This is a genomic window from Kribbella sp. NPDC059898 (genome assembly GCF_042730855.1).
Classification (GTDB): Bacteria; Actinomycetota; Actinomycetes; order Propionibacteriales; family Kribbellaceae; genus Kribbella.
This window is the reverse complement of sequence record NZ_JBHWKR010000016.1, coordinates 155,173-169,587: the sequence shown is the minus strand read 5'-3', so window position 1 is coordinate 169,587 and position 14,415 is coordinate 155,173. Positions and strand designations below refer to the sequence as shown.

The following is a 14,415-nucleotide window of genomic DNA, read 5'->3' as shown; positions in this document are numbered from 1 at the left end:
GGCTAGTGCCTCGCCGCACCAGCGAGGGCCGCGAAGTCTGTGATACCCAGCATCTCGCCGCGCAAGCCCGGGTCGATCCCGGTGCGTTTGAAGATGTCGTCCAGCTGGTCGCGGTCCGGCATCCACCGGGCCAGCGCGGACCGGACCGTCTTGCGGCGCTGCGAGAACGCCGCCTCGATCACCGCGAACGTCTCCTCCCGGGTCGCCGCGGTCACCGGCGGGTCGCGGCGCTCGAACGCCACCAGCCCGGAGTCCACGTTCGGCGCCGGCCAGAACACGTTCCGCCCGATCGGCCCGGCCCGGCGCACGTCGGCGTACCAGGCGGCCTTCGCGGACGGTACGCCGTACGTCCGGGAGCCGGGCGCCGCCGCCAGCCGGTCCGCGACCTCGGCCTGCACCATCACGAGTCCGTGCCGCAGCGCGTCCGACACCTGGAGCAGGTGCAGCAGGACCGGTACGGCGACGTTGTACGGCAGGTTCGCGACGCAGGCGGTCGGCGTACCGATCTGCTCCGGGCCGACCTCCATCGCGTCCGCCTCGACCACCGTCAACTGCTCCGCCTGGACGGGCGCGTACGTCGCCACCGTGGACGGCAGCGCCCGCGCGAGCAGCGGGTCGATCTCGACCGCCGTGACCGGGTGCCCCTCGGCGAGCAGCGCCAGCGTCAGCGAACCGAGCCCCGGGCCGATCTCCAGCACGTGCTCGCCCGCGGTGAGATCGGCGGCGCGGACGATCCGGCGGACCGTGTTCGGGTCGATGACGAAGTTCTGGCCGCGCTGCTTGGTCGGGCGGACCCCGAGCGCGGCGGCCAGTGAACGCACTTCCGCCGGACCGAGAAGTCTCGGTCCGGCGGAAGTGGATGAATCAGACGAGCACACGTGAGTCAGTGTGTCAGGCTCAGGCCTTCTTGCCGCACACCGGCCAGGCGCCGTAGCCGCCGCGGTCGGCCTTGACCTTCTCCGCGATCGCGATCTGCTGCGCCTTGGACGCACCGTTCGCGTTGTTGGCGTACGCCGTACCGCCGTAGGCCGCCCAGGTGCCGTGGTCGAACTGCAGACCGCCGTAGTACCCGTTGCCGGTGTTCGAGGCCCAGTTGCCGCCGGACTCGCACGCGGCGATCCGGTCCCACGCCCCGCTGCCGCCCGTGCTCGCCGGCGGCTTGTTGTCGGTGGTCGTGCTGGTCGGCTCGGCCGGCTTCGGCTTGGTGCCGACCAGGACCTGCTCGTCGACGGCCTTGGTCACCAGCTTCGACCCGACGACCTTCGTGGTCGACAGCTTGCCGTCCAGGTAGGTGTACAGGTACGTGACGGTCTTCGAGCCGTCGGTGCCCTTGGTCGTGGTCTTGGTGGTGCCCTGGACCAGCGTCGCCGAGTCGGTCTTCTGGGTGCTGTGCGCGATCGCCTCGGTCTTCGTGACGGTCTTCTGCACGACCTGCACGTAACCGATCTTGTTCACGCCGGGCTTCAACAGGGTGGCGGCGGCCGGGGTGATCCGGTCGTCGGCGTCCCAGCGGATCTTCGCCTGCGTGAGGGCCTGGCCGACGGTGTCCGCCAGCGACTTGATCGTCACGGTCTTGCCGAGGTGCACGATCTGCACGGTCTTCGGCGTGGTGACGGTCAGCTCCAGGCCCTGGCGGCCGAGCGGCGCGCTCCGGCTGGTGGACAGCTGGGCGCCGTCGTACCGCAGGCCCAGGTCCGCGAGCGCCTCGTTCACGCTGTCCGCGGTGGTCCAGTAGGCCTTCTTGGTGCCGTCGGCGTTCACGGTCAGCTGGCGACCGTACTGGACGGCGATCTCCTGGCCGTCCTTCAGCTTCGAATCCAGGCCCGGCGCGACGTTGTCGTGGTCACCGACCCGAACTTTGTCGTCCTTCAACGCGTCTGCCACGGTGGAGCCGAAGGTGTGCACCTTCCGCACCTGGCCGTCGACGGAGATGCTCACGGTCTTGCTCTTCGAGGCATATGCCACGGAGCCGCCCGCGACGGCTAACGCAGCCGCCGCACCGACGGCCACGATGATGGACTTGCGCACTAAAGCTCCCAGGTAGGGCTACCCGGGCACGGGGTGGGACAGCACAGGCACCGGCCGCCGCCGCTGGACCGGCTGTCCAGACTTGGTGACCCCGCCGAGGGGTTGTGCTCGTCCGGGAACTTCCCCGATCCCGGCCAACATCACGGGACCATAACGAAGAAGTAGCGGAAGCGCCAATCCCCTGTTCGGAGTGTCGCGAAAAGGTGTAACAGCGCCCTTACTCGGCGTGATTGCCCCAGTGCCCCCGATGCACCACTTCGGCGGTCGTCCGGCGACCCCGTTTCAGCGACGGCGACCGCTTGTCCGGGGCCCGGTACCCGACCGACAGAACACCGACCAGATCGAACCCCGCGGGTACGCCGAACTCGTCGAGCAATCGCTTCGTTTTCTCTGCGGGCGGCCCGAAAAAGCAGGCTCCCAGGCCTTCGGCGACCACGGTCTGCAGCATCAGCAGCACCGCCATCCCGGTATCGACGTACCAGTACGGCGCGGTCCAGCGACCCTCGTCGCGATCGGTCCAGCCCTTGTCCGGTTCGGTGTACCGATCGAGGTACGCGTCCTTGTGCGCGAACGCCAGGATCAGCAGCGGCGCCCGGCGCAAACCTGTGATCCATTCCACATACTTCTCGTCCGGATCCTCGGCCGCGATCCGCCAGTACCGCTCCCGCTCCTCCCCCTCCAGCGTCAGGAACGCCCACCCCTGGCTGAACCCGCCGGACGGCGCCCGCAGCCCGTTCCCGAGAATCCGCTCGCGAACCTCGTCGGGGACCGCCCGGTCCGGGTCGTAGTTCCTGACCATCCGCCGCCTGCGGACCACCTCACTGAACTCCATGAGAGGTGTCTACCAGCGGCGTCAGCCCACGTCGTCGCCGACCTCCAGGTGCCGCCAGAACTCAGGCTCCGGCTCAGCCGTCACGCCCGCCTTCGCCATGATCTGCTGGATCTGCGGTCCGGAATGCTCGAAGAACGCCCGGAACGACGCCTCGTCCGGCCACTCGTCGACCACCAGCACCTCGGTCCCGCTGCCGTAGAAGTGGTGCGAGATCAGACCGCGACTCGACGCGTCCGCCACCACCCCCTGGAAGAGCGCGCCGTTGTCCGCGCCCAACTTCTCCACCGCTGTCGCGTCCCCAGTCATCCGCAGCGTCATCAGAACGCTCATTGCCCCTCCCCTCGAGGACCGGCCCCGCCCGAGACCGGCACCCTCAGACTGCGCCACCGCGGCGCACCCCGCAACGGTCCCCGCAAAGGTTCACCAGGAGCGCCCGCCCGATCACGAAACGAGCCGCGCCAGCAGATACGCCTCGGTCCCCGCGAGCCCCACCGAACAGAAAACGACAGTCCTGCCCGCCGGTCGCTCGTCCAGCACCTCCCCCAGGCCGACCAGCCGTTCGTGCTGCGGGGTGCCGGCCAGGATGTACGGCGGATCGTACGCAGACGTCTGCGCGACGGAATCCGTCACCGCGAGATCGGCCCGATCGATCAGTTCGGGCCCGAACTCCGCCCGCCCCACCTGCTTCGGCCCGAGCGTCGTCACGAACGCCCCATCCGCGATCCACTGCGGCTCGATCACCTTCGTCGCACTGCTCGTCGCGAGCACCACCAGGTTCGCCCCCTCGACCGCCTCCCGCGCCGAACCGACCGCCTCTATCCGCAGTCCTAGATCCTCAGAAACCTTTCTGACAAAGGACATTCGCCGCTCCGGGTCCCGGCTGTACACCCGAACGCCCGACAGCCGCCGTACCGCACCGATAGCCCATAACTGAGTGAAAGCCTGAGCCCCCGCACCGATCAACCCGAGGGTGCTTGCCTGCGGATCCGCCAGCGCGTCCACCGCCACCGCCCCGATCGCCCCCACCCGCCGAAGCCCCAACTCGTTGCCCAACGCAACCCCACGCACCACCCCGCTCGCCCAGTCCTGCACCACCACAACCCGCTCCCCCGGCACACCCCCGAACGAGTCGTACGACCGATACCCGAACCACTCCCCCTCCAACGCCCCTGTGGTGAACACCACCCGCCCCGCCCCAAGATCACCTGGTTCGGGCGTGGCTGCTCCCGGCACGCTGCTCGACGGCACGCACCACCGCTGCCACCAGCCGGTACTCCCAGGACTGCGGAGAGATCCCGACGTACTGGTCGGCCATGGTCAGTCGTCGGGGGACTGCTGCCGAAGGCGCTCGATCAGCCTCGCCAGCGTGGAGTTCAGCCGCAGGACGGTCATGGACTCGCGCACCGGCGCCTGTCTGGACAGCTCCCCGATCTCGCGCTTCACGCGTTCGGCATGAGCGATCCGCTCGGCGGGTGTGCCCTTGTCCACGAGTACCTGGGCCAGCAAGGTGGAGGCGCGCCAGAACTCGGGGCTCGTGGGCGCCTTCGGTCCGTTGATCAGCTCCGGGAGCTTCCGCACCCTGATCAACGCCATCGTCCGGGAAGCCTCGTCGGCGATCTGCTCCGCCAGCCGCTCCAGGCGTTCCATCTCGGCCGAGACGGTGGCGTCGTCGGCGCCGCGCAGGGACTCGGCGAGGGACTTCACCTGGGCGTTGACAGCGTCGTAGTCGACCATCTACCAGGCTCCTCCGAAGGCGGTGTTGGCGTTGTTGTTGAGGGCCTCGCAGAGTTCGGGGACGGAGATGTTGAGGACGTCGGCCATTTTGCGGACGGTGTGGGGGATGAGGTACGACGCGTTGGGTTTGCCTCGGTAGGGGGATGGGGTGAGGTAGGGGGCGTCGGTTTCTACCAGGATGTGGTCGAGGGGGGTGACGGCCAGGGCGTCGCGGAGGGATTGGGCGTTCTTGAAGGTGACTACGCCGGCGAAGCTCAGGTACGCACCGCGGTTCACGCATTCACGGGCGAACTCGGTGTCGCCGGAGAAGCAGTGCATCACGAGGCGGTCCGGTACGCCTTCGCGGTCGAGGATGCGGAGTACGTCGTCGTGGGCGTCGCGGTCGTGGATCATCAGCGTCTTGCCGAGGCGCTTCGCGAGCTCGATGTGGGCGGCGAACGACTCGTGCTGGGCGGCCTGGCCGTCGGCGCCGGTGCGGAAGTAGTCGAGGCCGGTCTCGCCGATCACGCGGACCTTGCCGGAGCTCGACGCCAGCCGTTCGATCTCGGCGAGCGCGCTGTCGAGCTCGCCGGTCTCCTTCAGCTTCGGGGCCTCGTTCGGGTGCAGGGCGACGCCGGCGATCAGGTTCGGGTACTGCGTGGCCGCCTCGACGGCCCACTGCGCGCCGGGCAGGTCGCAGCCGACCTGCACGATCCGGGTCACGCCGACCGAGGCCGCGAGCCGGATCGCCTCGGCCGGGCTCAGCCAGGCGCCGTCCTCGCCGTCCGCGATGTCGAGGTGGCAGTGCGCGTCGACGACGCTGATCGGCAACGGATCCGGCACCGCCGGCCGGCTCCGGTCCCGCGACCGCCCGTCCTCCCCGACCGCCGCACGCTCCCGCGTCGGCCTGCCCACCTCAACACCATCAGACATGCCGCCTAGATTACTCAGCCGCTTCCTTCACCTTGGCGACGAGCGTTTCCCACATGCCTTGGGCGTGCTTGGCTTCTTCCTCGCTGCCGTTGTTGTCCTGTTCCAACTTGAGGTGCGTACTTCCGGTCAGCGTGTATGTGAGCGTGTGGTAGTTCTCCGGTACGTCGGGCTGCCCGGTCAGCGGACTGAAATGGGTCAGCTTCAGCGAGCGGCCCGGGTCGAACTCCAGGATCTCCCCCTTGTCCTGGTACGTCTTGCCCTGCCATTCGCCGCTCCAGGTGATCGGGCTGCCGACCTGCCAGTCCGACTCCACCGTGGCGCCGAACCACAGCTCCGGCACCTCGTCCGGCTTGGTGAGCACGTCCCACACCCGCTCGGGCGAGGCCGCGATGTCGATCTCGGCAACTGCCACATAACCAGTCATACGCCGACAGTACGGCCGCCGGACCGCCCCGGCTTGTAGAAAAGCGTCAGCCGGATCGTGCAGGAAGTCAGCACTCCGATCCATGTCCGGCCCCCGGGCCCGGCGTTTACGTTGCGGCGATGACGTTCCGGATCAGCTCAGCTCTCGCGGTCCTCGGCCTGCTGGCGGGAGTCACCGCCGTACCGACCGAGGCCGCCCCACCACCGATCCCGGTGCAGCTGTTCAGCCTCACCGACCTGCACGGCTACCTGTCCGAGACCGAGAACCTGACGATCGCCGGCCCGGCGGGCACCCAGCAGGTCGGCGGCGCGGCGTACCTGAAGGCACACCTCGACCGGCTCCGGAAGCCGAACAGTTTCCTGATCGGCTCCGGCGACCAGTTCAGCGGCTGGCCCGACTACACGCAGGCGTTCGCGAACGAGCCGACCATCGAGGTCACGAACGCGCTCGGGATGGACTTCGACGTGGCCGGGAACCACGAGTTCGACCGGGAGTTCCCGTTCCTGCGCCGGATGACGACCGGCGCCTGCTACGGCAAGCCCGGGTTCGACAGCTGCTTCAAGGATTCGACGGGCAAGAACTTCCACGGCACCGACTACGCGTACCACGCGGCGAACATCGTCGACCCGAAGAGCAAGCAGCCCGTGCTCCCGCCGTACTGGATCGCGAAGGCGGGCTCGCAGCGGATCGGGTTCATCGGGCTGGGCTTCCCGGGGACGCCGACCGAGACGCTGTCGATCAAGGGCTCCGGGTTCGAGTTCCAGGGCGTCGTCGAGGCGGCGAACCGGGCGGCGGCCGAACTGAAGGCGCAGGGCGTCAACGCGATCGTGGTGAGCATGCACGAAGGCGGCCAGCAGGGCGGCCTGTACGACGAGTGCAAGAACCCGACCGGTCCGATCTTCGACGCCGCGCGGGCGATCTCGCCGGACGTCGACGTGATCCTCGGCGGGCACTGGCACACCGCGTTCAACTGCATGGTGCCGGACCCGAACGGCGTACCGCGGCCGGTGCTGGAGGCGAGCAACCACGGGCGCGTCCTCGGCGAGGTGAACCTGTCGCTCGACCCGGCGACCGGTGAGGTGATCCGGTCCGCGACGACCGCGACCAACCACGCGGTGACGAAGGACGTGACACCGGATCCGGGCGTCCAGAAGATCGTCAAGTACTGGATGGACAAGTGGACGGCCCGCCAGCGGGAGCCGATCACGAAGCTCGACCGGGACCTCGACTTCGCACCGAAGGCGGAGAGCCGCGCCGGCAACCTGGTCGCGGACCTGTACAAGTCCGAGTCCGGCGGCGACTTCGCGCTGGTCCCCGCCGACCTCGGCATCGACGTGATCGCCGCGGGTCTCGGGAAGGGCACCGTGACGTACGGCGAGGCGTGGCCGGTCGCCGGGATCTCCCCGATCACCACCCAGTCCATGAAGGGCTCCACCGTCGAGCAGGTCCTGGAGCAGCAGTGGATCCCGCCGGCGTACGGCTGCACGCGCCTGTCCGCACTCGCCACCTCCGCGAACTTCCGCTACACGTACGACCTCGGCCGGCCGGTCGGCGACCGGGTCGATCCGGCCAAGGTGCTGATCGACGGCAAGCCGTTGCAGCTCGGCAAGACGTACCGCGTGACGACCAGCGCGGCGATGCCGCTGCACGGGGCGCAGTACGGCTATCCCGGCTTCCAGCAGCCCACGGATCTCACCCGGGCGCCGCGGATGGGGCAGGAGGTGTTCCTCAACTATCTGCGCACCCATCCGTTGCTCAAGGCACCGGATCTCGGCCGGGTGAACGCGATCCCGGGTACGCCGCCGCCGTCCGACGGACCGTTCGGCCCGCTGAACTTCCTGCCGCAGAGCGAGATGACCGCGACCGCGACCAGCCAGGGCGGGGCGGCGTACGGCGCCTCGGCGGCGATCGACGGCAACTGCACGACGATGTGGCACTCGAACTGGAGCCCGCACGCGCCGCTGCCGCAGTACATCACGCTCGACCTCAAGTCGCCGCGCGCGCTCGAGGCGCTCGTCTACACCCCGCGCCAGGACGCCGACGTACCGAACGGGCGCATCTCGTCGTACGACGTTCAGACCAGCGCCGACGGCGTCACGTTCACCTCGGCCGTGCAGGGCTCGTGGGACGGCAGCGTCGACGCGAAGATCGCCCGGTTCCCGGCCGGTACGACGGCCCGCTACGTGCGGCTCGTCGGACTCGCGGGCGGCGCGGACTACGCGGCGGCGACCGAGCTCAATATAGCTCTAGCTCCGGGTTCCTGACCGCCTTCCGGTGGGCTGTCGGGGACATGCCGTACCGGCGGCCGAACTGGCGGCTGAGGTAGTGCGGTGAGTCGAACCCGACGGCCGCCGCGATCTGCGCGACGGACATGTCGGTGGCGCCGAGCAACTCCGCCGCCCGCTGCAGCCGGAGCGCCAGTACGACGTTCATGATCGAGTCGCCCACCTGCTCCTTGAAGAGGTGGGCGAGCCGGGACACCGACACCTGCGCGAGGCCGGCCAACGACATCAGCGTGTGCGGTCGCGCCGGGTCGGCGGTGATTGCCTCGAGCACCAGATGCACCCGGGCGTCCAGCTGCTGCGTCTCGCGGCGCAGGCTGGCGACCGAGGTGAGCAGCACCTCCTCGATGCCGTTCATCGTCAGCTCGGTCGCGACGCTCTTCTCCAGCAGATGCAGCTCGGTGTCCCCCGTCGGCGACAGCCCGGCGCGCTGCGCGTCCCGGTGCAGACGGTCGAACGCCGACACCACCCGGTCGGTCTCCGACGACCTGCTGAGCCGGACGTACGACAGCCCGGGCATTGCCTGCGGCAACGAGAGCCACGAATGCCACTCCCGCCGCGGCTGGAAGTGCGCCCACCACGACTCCCAGTACGTCCCCACGGTCCCGTAGTCGTGCGGCGTCCCGGGACTGACCAGTACGACGTCCCCGTGGCGCAGGGTCAACGTGTTGTCGCCGAGCACGTACCGGCCGGTCCCGGACGCCGTGTAGAGCAGGTACCAGCTGCCCACACCGTCCGGCCGGACGACGCGGTAGTCGCCACCGCTGTGGAAGTGCCCGGTCACCAGTTTGCTCGGCGGCGGGATCTCGCTGTACAGCTCGATCAGCACCTGGGTAGCAAGATCGTGCTCGAAGTCAGCAGGCTCCGTCATGGTCTATCTCCTCGTCGGCGCCTCAAGATTAGCGGCACAGCAGCAAGATCCTGCACCTCTAGTGAATCGAGGGATCCGTGCCCTTCCGCCCGGTCGCCGAGCTCGGCCACGACCCGAACACGCTGGTCTTCGAGCACGGCTGGCAGTCCTGGAGCCCGAGCGGCTGGTACCGCCTCGACGCGCGGCCGCCCCGGCCGACGGCGCCCAACCACCACATGATGGCGTACCGCCCGGGCGTCGACGCGGGCCGCTTCCAGGGCGAAGGGCTGCTCGCGGTCGCCAACGCCGGCGAGGTCGTCGTGGTGTCCGCGCTCACCCCGGACGTCGTACCGTCGATCCGCGCCGAGGTCCATGGCGAAAAGCTCGTGATCACCGCCGACGGAGACGTCGAGGTGAAGACGAGTACGCAGACCAACCCCAATCAGGCGCTCGCCGACTGGGCCGACGCGTTCGCGGCCGGCGCACCGCCGGTGCGCGTGTTCGGCCCGTCCTGGTGCAGCTGGTACGCGTACTGGGGCAAGGTCACCGAGCGGGACGTGATGACCGACGTACGGCAGTTCGACCAGCACGAGCTCAGCGTCGACCTCGTTCTCCTCGACGAGGGGTACCAGGCCGCGATCGGCGACTGGCTGACGCCGCGCGACGACTTCGGGTCGACCGTGACGCTGGCCGCCGACATCCGCTCCAGCGGGCGCCGGGCCGGCATCTGGGTGGCGCCGTTCCTGGTCGCGGCCGGCAGCGAGACGGCCCGCAAACACCCCGAGTGGCTGGTCCCCGGGATCAGCGCCGGGACGAACTGGGGCGAGGAGCAACTGGTCCTGGACGTCACCCACCCGGGCGCCGCGCGGCACCTCACCGACGTGTTCACCGAGCTCTGCCGGCAGGGGTACGACCACTTCAAGCTCGACTTCGTGTACGCCGGTGCCATCGACGGGCCGCGGTACGAGCAGGTCGACGGCGTCGCGGCGTACCGGCACGGCCTGCGGCTGCTCCGCGACGCGGTCGGGCCGAACCGGATCCTGCACGGCTGCGGCGCGCCGATCCTGCCGAGCCTCGGGCTGGTCGACTGCATGCGCATCTCTCCCGACACCGATCCGTTGGTCGAACCACCGTCCGGCGACATCAGCCAGCCCGGTCAGCACGGCGCCCGGTCGACGTCGGTCGCACGCGAGTTCCTGCACGGCCGCTGGTGGGCGAACGACTCGGACTGCCTGATCGTCCGGCCCGACGTCCAGGAACGGGAGCGGTGGGCGCAGCACATCGCTGACGGCCCCGGGCTGCGGATGTCCAGCGACCCGATCGGCGCCCTCGACCGGTGGGCGCTCGACCGTACCCGCGAGCTGCTCGTCCCGAGCTCGCCGCGGCCGCACCCGCTGAAGGATCCCGATGCTTAGGCCGGCGCCCCGCGCGCGACGCAACGGACGGCACGGCCGCCAGACGGCAGCGGCGTACGCGCTGCTGGCCCCGAGCCTGATCGGCGTGGTCGGCTTCCTGCTCGCGCCGGTGCTGATCGTGCTCGTCCTCAGCCTGTTCGACTGGAAGTTGCTGTCGACCCCGGAGTTCATTGGCCTCGCCAACTACCGCAAGCTGTTTGCGGACTCCGACGTCTGGCACTCACTGCTGGTCACGCTGTACTACGTCCTGATCTGCGTGCCCGGTACGACGATCCTGTCGCTGCTGCTCGCCCTGCTGGTGGACCGCAAGCTGCGCGGGATGAAGTACTTCCGGGCGCTGCTGGTGATCCCGTGGATGGCGACGCCGGTCGCGCTCGGGCTGGTGTGGAGCTGGATCTTCGACCCCGGACGCGGCGCGCTGAACCAGTTCCTGGGGCTGTTCGACCTCCACGGACCGGCGTGGCTGTCGTCGCCGGTGCTGGCGATGCCGAGTGTCGCGGCGGTGCACATCTGGCAGTTCGCCGGGTACAACATGCTGTTCTTCCTGGCCGGCCTGCAGAACATCCCGGCGTCGCTGCGCGAGGCCTCGGCCCTGGACGGTGCCTCCCCGGTCGCGCACTTCTTCACGATCACGCTCCCGCTGCTGCGGCCGACGATGCTGTTCGTGCTGATCACCAACGTGATCGGGTCGTTCCAGGCGTTCGACACGATCTTCGTGATGACCGAGGGCGGGCCCGGCCACAGCACCGAGGTCACGACGTACCAGATCTACGACGAGGCGTTCCACAAGTTCGACTTCGGCTACGCGTCGACGATCTCGGTGCTGCTGTTCGCGGTGGTGCTGGTCGCGACGATCTCCCAGTTCGTGTACTTCGAACGCCGTACCACCTACGAGGTGACCGGATGAAACTGCGCATCTTCGTGTACGCCGTCCTGGTGATCGGCTGCGTGCTCGCGATCTTCCCGTACTTCCTGACCGTACTCACGGCGTTCAAGGGCCCCGGGCAACTGTCCGAGACGATGCCCTGGGAGCCGGGGATCCCGCCGAGTACGGCGGCGTTCCACCGGCTGTTCGCGTCCGGGTTCGGCGGGTACCTGATGAACACCGCGTTCGTCACCGCCGGGATCACGCTCGGGCAGGTGGTGTTCGCGGTGCTGGCGGCGTACGCGTTCGCGCGGCTGTCGTTCCCGGGCCGGGACGCGCTGTTCTGGGTGTATTTGTCGACACTGATGGTGCCGCCGGTGGTCACGATGATCCCGCTGTACCTGATGATGCAGAAGCTCGGCCTGGTCGACACGTGGGCCGGCCTGATGCTGCCGACGATGCTCGGTACGCCGTACGCGATCTTCCTGCTCCGCCAGTTCTTCCGCAGCATCCCCGCGGACCTGGAGGACGCGGCGCGGATCGACGGCGCCGGCCGGGTCCGCACGCTGGTGTCGATCGTGCTGCCGTTGTCGAAACCGATCCTGGTCACCGTCACCACCCTCGCCGTGGTGGCGAACTGGAACAGCTTCCTGTGGCCGCTGATCATCACCAGCAGCGACGACAAGCGGCTGCTCTCGGTCGGGATCGCCTTGTTCAAGGGGGAGATCGGCGTCGACTACAACGCCGTGATGGCCGGCAGCCTGATCGCGCTGGCGCCGCTGCTCGTGCTGTTCGTCGTGTTCCAGCGCTTCATCGTCCGCTCGGTCGCCGTTACCGGGCTCAAGTAGTACGGAGGTACTGATGTCTCTGTCCAGAAGGACATTCCTGATCGGCGCGGGCAGCGTGCTCGCGCTCGCCGGCTGCGGCTCGTCGGACAACAAGACGGGCAGCGGTGGCAAGGTCGAGCTCGTGTACCGGCTCTGGGACGAGCAGCAGGAGGTCGGCTACAAGGCCGTCTTCGCCGCGTTCACTGCTGAGAATCCGGACATCACGGTTCGGATGGAGGTGCTGCCGTGGGACCAGTACTGGACCAAGCTCACCACCGAACTCGCGAGCGGCAAGGCGCCGGACGTGTTCTGGCTGACCGTCGACTACTTCCCGGACTTCGCGAGCAAGGGCGTACTCGCGCCGCTCGACGACCTGATCTCGAAGGCCGGGCTGAAGCTCGACGCGTACCACCCGAACGTCGTGCAGTCGTACAAGTTCGAGGACAAGCAACTGGGGATGCCGAAGGACATGGGCATCGTCGGGCTGCTCTACAACAAGACGCTCGTCGAGAAGGCCGGCATCACGATGCCCGCCGAGCTGACCTGGGCGCCGGACGGCTCCGGCAGCTTCCTCGAGGTCGCGCGCAAGCTGACGGTCGGCGACAAGCAGTGGGGGTTCTGCTCCTGGAACCACAGCCAGACCCAGTGGCTGAACTGGATCGCCTCGAACGGCGGCCACGCGATGGACAAGCCGTACGGCGCCTTCGACTTCGCCGGCGACAAGTCCGTCGAGGCGCTGCAGTTCGCCCGCGACCTGGTGTTCAAGTGGAAGGTCTCACCGGACGGCACCCGGACGAACCCGCCGACCGGGCAGGCCACCGAGATGTTCTACCGCGGCGAGGTCGCGATGTTCCCGGCGAACAACGCGCTGCTCCCGTTCGCGCTGCCCGAGGTGAAGTTCCCGATCGGCGTCGCGTCGATGCCGGCCGGACCCGCCGGCCGGACGGTCGTCATCAACGGCCTCGCCGAGGCGATGTTCGCGAAGACGAAACACCCCGACGAGGCCGGCAAGCTGGTCACGTTCCTCGGCTCCGAGAAGGCCCAGCGCCTGATGGGCGACGCCGGCTACGTCATCCCCGCCCTGAACGACGCCGGCGCCGGGTACAAGGCGTACTGGAAGAAGAAGAACATCGACGTCCAGCCGTTCCTCGACTCCGCCGCCGGCAGCACCGTCAACCTCCCGATCGCCGAAGGCTGGACCGCCAAGTCCCCCGAAATCAACAAAACCGTCAACGACCTCTACCTGGACAAGATCAGCGTGTCCGAGATCGCTGCTTCGATGGACAAGATTGGTAATGACAAGTGAAAGAGCTAACTGATTCGTATGGCGAGGTGCGGGACGTCGGCGTGCTGCGGGAGCGGCTGGCGAATGATGGTTACTTGTTCTTCAGGGGGTTGTTGCCTACCGATGTGGTGGGGGATGTGCATGAGCAGCTTGCGCGGATTCTGTATGACAGCGACTGGTTGGATCGGGCGGCTGATCCGCGGGAATTGGTGGCGTCGGGGCGGGCTGTGGAGGAGGGGTCGGCAGGGTTCTTCGGGGCGTATACGGCGATCCAGAGCACGGAGGCGTTTCACCGGCTGGCGGTACGGCCGGAGTTGCTGGGTCTAGCGGCGCGGTTGCTCGGGGAGGAGGCGTTCGCCCATCCGGCCCACATCTGCCGGATCGCGCCACCCTCGCCCGGAGCGAACCCGACCCCGATCCACCAGGACTATCGCTTCATCCAGGGCTCCGTGGACACCCTCACCACCTGGCTGCCGCTGAGCGAGGCGCCGCCGGAGATCGGCGGTCTGCGGGTGTACGCCGGCTCGCCGCGGCTCGGCGTACTCCCGGTGAAGGCGTCCGACGGCCCCGGGATGATGCGCGCTGAGGCGGACGAGAACCACCCGGAGTGGCGCACCACGTCGTACCACCCCGGCGACGTGCTCCTCTTCGGCAGCCTCACTGTCCACGGCGCCATGCCCAACCGCACGAACCGCCTGCGCCTGTCGGCCGACTTCCGCTACCAGGCCCGAACCGCCCCGATGGCCCGCGACCTCCTCGGCACCGGCAAACCCCACTACCACCCCGACGTCCCCGACTTCTCCACCCTCACCCGAGGCTGGACCTCCACCGACTGCGTCGAAATCCCCGCCGGCGTCAACTTCGTCGACCGCTGGGACCCGCGCGTCGACGACGTACCCACCCCACCGTCCCGCTTCGCCTACGTCTGAGACACTCACCAACCGGCGGCGCCCATCCACCG

The 14,415-nt window shown here is 68.7% G+C and carries 15 protein-coding genes; 6 read left to right on the top strand and 9 right to left on the bottom strand.

Features of this window, described 5'->3' with window-relative positions:
- Positions 1 to 2: 2 nt before the first annotated feature.
- The 8 genes from rsmA to ACFV9C_RS37040 all read right to left on the bottom strand — a co-directional run bounded on the left by rsmA (position 3) and on the right by ACFV9C_RS37040 (position 5,930).
- The gene (rsmA, locus tag ACFV9C_RS37075) at positions 3 to 821 is read right to left on the bottom strand and encodes a 16S rRNA (adenine(1518)-N(6)/adenine(1519)-N(6))-dimethyltransferase RsmA (RefSeq protein ID WP_380201234.1); all 819 of its coding nucleotides are present in this window, start codon (positions 819 to 821) and stop codon (positions 3 to 5) included.
- Between the two features lie 76 nt (positions 822 to 897).
- Positions 898 to 2,028 carry a ubiquitin-like domain-containing protein gene (locus ACFV9C_RS37070; protein WP_380201232.1) on the bottom strand — a complete coding sequence of 377 codons (1,131 nt, stop codon included), beginning with the start codon at positions 2,026 to 2,028 and terminating at the stop codon, positions 898 to 900.
- 217 nt (positions 2,029 to 2,245) lie between these two features.
- Positions 2,246 to 2,860, bottom strand: coding sequence for a nitroreductase family protein (locus ACFV9C_RS37065; RefSeq protein ID WP_380201230.1), 615 nt, complete (start codon positions 2,858 to 2,860; stop codon positions 2,246 to 2,248).
- 21 nt (positions 2,861 to 2,881) lie between these two features.
- The gene (locus tag ACFV9C_RS37060; RefSeq protein WP_380201228.1) at positions 2,882 to 3,190 is read right to left on the bottom strand and encodes a hypothetical protein; all 309 of its coding nucleotides are present in this window, start codon (positions 3,188 to 3,190) and stop codon (positions 2,882 to 2,884) included.
- 111 nt (positions 3,191 to 3,301) lie between these two features.
- A complete protein-coding gene (locus tag ACFV9C_RS37055; protein ID WP_380201226.1) occupies positions 3,302 to 4,042 on the bottom strand; it encodes a hypothetical protein in 741 nt (246 codons plus the stop codon).
- Positions 4,043 to 4,177: 135 nt separating this feature from the next.
- Entirely contained in the window at positions 4,178 to 4,594 is a 417-nt protein-coding gene (locus ACFV9C_RS37050) for a hypothetical protein (protein ID WP_380201224.1), read from the bottom strand.
- Positions 4,595 to 5,506, bottom strand: a complete 912-nt coding sequence (locus ACFV9C_RS37045; RefSeq protein WP_380201222.1) for a TatD family hydrolase — start codon at positions 5,504 to 5,506, stop codon at positions 4,595 to 4,597.
- A gap of 10 nt (positions 5,507 to 5,516) precedes the next feature.
- Entirely contained in the window at positions 5,517 to 5,930 is a 414-nt protein-coding gene (locus ACFV9C_RS37040; RefSeq protein ID WP_380201220.1) for an SRPBCC domain-containing protein, read from the bottom strand.
- A gap of 119 nt (positions 5,931 to 6,049) precedes the next feature.
- Between ACFV9C_RS37040 and ACFV9C_RS37035 the strand changes: the two genes are divergently transcribed.
- Positions 6,050 to 8,194 (top strand): discoidin domain-containing protein, encoded by a 2,145-nt coding sequence (locus tag ACFV9C_RS37035; protein WP_380201218.1) that lies wholly within the window; start codon positions 6,050 to 6,052, stop codon positions 8,192 to 8,194.
- On the opposite strand, the gene ACFV9C_RS37030 is transcribed toward ACFV9C_RS37035, so the two are convergent.
- Positions 8,166 to 9,083, bottom strand: a complete 918-nt coding sequence (locus ACFV9C_RS37030) for a helix-turn-helix domain-containing protein (protein ID WP_380201216.1) — start codon at positions 9,081 to 9,083, stop codon at positions 8,166 to 8,168. The genes ACFV9C_RS37035 and ACFV9C_RS37030 overlap by 29 nt on opposite strands.
- A 77-nt stretch (positions 9,084 to 9,160) precedes the next feature.
- On the opposite strand from ACFV9C_RS37030, the gene ACFV9C_RS37025 reads away from it, so the two are divergent.
- From ACFV9C_RS37025 to ACFV9C_RS37005, 5 genes are read left to right on the top strand one after another with little or no spacing between them, the layout of a single operon-like run.
- Entirely contained in the window at positions 9,161 to 10,477 is a 1,317-nt protein-coding gene (locus tag ACFV9C_RS37025) for a glycoside hydrolase family 36 protein (protein ID WP_380201214.1), read from the top strand.
- On the top strand, positions 10,470 to 11,384 hold the full coding sequence (locus ACFV9C_RS37020) for a carbohydrate ABC transporter permease (RefSeq protein ID WP_380201212.1): 915 nt from the start codon (positions 10,470 to 10,472) through the stop codon (positions 11,382 to 11,384). The genes ACFV9C_RS37025 and ACFV9C_RS37020 overlap by 8 nt, the downstream gene beginning before the upstream one ends.
- Entirely contained in the window at positions 11,381 to 12,190 is an 810-nt protein-coding gene (locus ACFV9C_RS37015; RefSeq protein WP_380201210.1) for a carbohydrate ABC transporter permease, read from the top strand. The genes ACFV9C_RS37020 and ACFV9C_RS37015 overlap by 4 nt, the downstream gene beginning before the upstream one ends.
- A 13-nt stretch (positions 12,191 to 12,203) precedes the next feature.
- Entirely contained in the window at positions 12,204 to 13,475 is a 1,272-nt protein-coding gene (locus ACFV9C_RS37010; protein WP_380201208.1) for an ABC transporter substrate-binding protein, read from the top strand.
- Positions 13,472 to 14,383, top strand: a complete 912-nt coding sequence (locus ACFV9C_RS37005) for a phytanoyl-CoA dioxygenase family protein (RefSeq protein ID WP_380201205.1) — start codon at positions 13,472 to 13,474, stop codon at positions 14,381 to 14,383. The genes ACFV9C_RS37010 and ACFV9C_RS37005 overlap by 4 nt, the downstream gene beginning before the upstream one ends.
- The last annotated feature ends 32 nt before the right edge of the window (positions 14,384 to 14,415 follow it).

Excerpts from the sequence above, each read along its gene's own strand:
- ACFV9C_RS37065 (WP_380201230.1), bottom strand. The coding sequence starts at position 2,860 with ATGGAGTTCAGTGAGGTGGTCCGCAGGCGGCGGATGGTCAGGAACTAC.
- ACFV9C_RS37060 (WP_380201228.1), bottom strand. The coding sequence starts at position 3,190 with ATGAGCGTTCTGATGACGCTGCGGATGACTGGGGACGCGACAGCGGTG.
- ACFV9C_RS37050 (WP_380201224.1), bottom strand. The coding sequence starts at position 4,594 with ATGGTCGACTACGACGCTGTCAACGCCCAGGTGAAGTCCCTCGCCGAG.
- ACFV9C_RS37045 (WP_380201222.1), bottom strand. The coding sequence starts at position 5,506 with ATGTCTGATGGTGTTGAGGTGGGCAGGCCGACGCGGGAGCGTGCGGCG.
- ACFV9C_RS37040 (WP_380201220.1), bottom strand. The coding sequence starts at position 5,930 with ATGACTGGTTATGTGGCAGTTGCCGAGATCGACATCGCGGCCTCGCCC.
- ACFV9C_RS37035 (WP_380201218.1), top strand. The coding sequence starts at position 6,050 with ATGACGTTCCGGATCAGCTCAGCTCTCGCGGTCCTCGGCCTGCTGGCG.
- ACFV9C_RS37030 (WP_380201216.1), bottom strand. The coding sequence starts at position 9,083 with ATGACGGAGCCTGCTGACTTCGAGCACGATCTTGCTACCCAGGTGCTG.
- ACFV9C_RS37020 (WP_380201212.1), top strand. The coding sequence starts at position 10,470 with ATGCTTAGGCCGGCGCCCCGCGCGCGACGCAACGGACGGCACGGCCGC.
- ACFV9C_RS37015 (WP_380201210.1), top strand. The coding sequence starts at position 11,381 with ATGAAACTGCGCATCTTCGTGTACGCCGTCCTGGTGATCGGCTGCGTG.
- ACFV9C_RS37010 (WP_380201208.1), top strand. The coding sequence starts at position 12,204 with ATGTCTCTGTCCAGAAGGACATTCCTGATCGGCGCGGGCAGCGTGCTC.